We start from the raw sequence: 2,069 nt of genomic DNA on the forward strand, positions 1-2,069 counted from the left end.
CAGGCCACCGCGGATCCGCCCGAGATCCGCCCGGCGTAGGGCAGCAGCCTCCTCCAGGTCACCCGGCAGGCCGGCAGGTCGCCGACGGCGGCCTGGGCCGCCCCCTGCAAACAGGTCATGGTCAGCCACGACCAGTCCATCGGCGGGGCCGGCCACCCTTCCCGGGCCAGAGCCCGAGCCTCGCCCAGACGGCCCTGAGCGCACAACTCCAGCACCCGGGCGTCGTGATCCGCACTGGGATGGATACCGGCGATCTGGTCGATCAGCGGCCCGGCCTCGGCGATGGCGCCACGTTGATAACACAGCATGAGGCGGCCGCTGGCCACGACCGCGCCCGCGTACCACATGCCCAGCCGCTGGGCCTGACGTTCGGCATCGTCGTAGCGGGCGCCGGCCTCGTCGAACCGGCCGGCCAGGGCGAGCCGGTTGGCCCGCCACATGGTGTGCTGGAACCGCGGCCAGGGAAGCTGCAGATGATCCAACATGACATCACAGCGGGCGGCGGCCCGGTCCGCCCCCTGCAGATCGGACATCTCCAGCTTGTAGTGGGTGTCCATCATATGAGCGAGCAGTTCGAATCCCGGCGCCCCGGCCTCCAGCGCGAGCCCGTGCAACTCATCGGCGATCTCCATGAGCTCGCCGATACAGGTCACCTGCGGCACCGACAGCGAGCGGGCGTTGAGCGCCCGCATGAGCAGGTGCGCATCACCGATCCGGCGCGCCATCGCGACCGCTTCGGCCGACAGGGACAGACAGCGGGTGTCATCGGCGCCGCCGTCATACAGTTCCTGGGCCAGACCGCCCAGCAGCAGCGTCCGCTCGGCGCTGTCGCTGGGGGGCAGCAGGCGCAAGGTGTGCTCGAACTGCTCCACCAGCGGCAGTTCCACCGGCTCGTACGGGTTGCGCAGCGTCCAGATGGCCGGGGCGTCCAGCGCGGTGAGAGCGCGGGCGGTCAGCTCCGGGCCCGCCGCGGCGCGGCCGGCGACGCGCAGGGCTTGCGCGCGGACCTGGCGGGCGCCCATCGCGTCTCCCGCCTCCAGCAGGGCGCGCACCTGCTGCAACAAGAGCTCCACGTGCTCGGCGACCTCGCCGCCGCAGGCGCCGTGCGCGGTGACGGCCCGGCCCCACCAGGCGGCGGCCTCCGCATAGGCCGCGCGGGAACTGGCCTGCCGGGCCACCGCGCGGGCCCAGTGCGCCGTCTCCCGGTACGCCGCCGGGCCCGCCTGCACCGCGTGGTAGGCGATGGTCGTCACCTCGGCGCTCGGCTTGGCCGACAGCGCGGCCATCACCTCCCGATGGATCATCGCTTTGCGCAGCGGCGGAACGTCACGGATCAGGGTCTCTTTGACCAGGTCGTGGACGAATGTCATGCACCCCTCGCCGGTGACGATGAGCCCGGCCCGCGCCGCCCGGTCCAGCAGAGCGTAGGTGTGCCTCGCGCCCGGCTCCAAGGCCTGGCACACCTCCGCGACCAGGCCGGGATCAAAACTCCTGCCGATCACCGCGGCGATGCCGAGCACCTGGCTGCTCTGCGGCCCGAGCATGGCCAGCCGTTGCCTGATCAGATCGGCCACCGCGTCCGGCACGATGTCCAGACCCAGACCCAGACCCAGACCCTGCCCCAGACCCTGACCCTGACCCTGCCCCTGGGCTTGGTCCTGGGCTTGGTCCTGGGCCTGCCCCTGCCCCAGACCCTGGTCCTGGGCTTGGTCCTGGGCTTGGGCCAGCAGGCGGGCGCTCTCGCAGACGAAGAACGGGTTGCCGCCGGTCCGCTCGGCCAGCCTCTCGGCCGCGGGGCCGTCCATCTTGCCGCCCATCTCCTCGGCCAGGGCCCGAACCTCGGTGGTGCTCAGGCCGCTCAGCCGGATGCGCACCAGATCGTAGCGGGCGAGATGGTAGAGGACCTCATCCACCGAGAGCTTGAAGGCGCCGCCCAGGGAGTCGCCGCCCAGGGAGTCGCCGCCCGGGGAGGCGCCGCCCGGGGAGGCGCCGGGCTGATCCGTCAGGTCACGGTAGGCCGCTTCACGAAACGCGGTGACCAGGGTCACCGAGACGTTCCTGGCCTGCGC

The 2,069-nt window shown here is 72.2% G+C and carries 1 pseudogene; it reads right to left on the minus strand.

Annotated features, from left to right (window positions below):
- Positions 1–2,069: pseudogene (locus tag ACWD3H_RS47440) on the minus strand (hypothetical protein); the annotation flags it as partial.

The organism is Streptosporangium sp. NPDC002607, assembly GCF_053592655.1.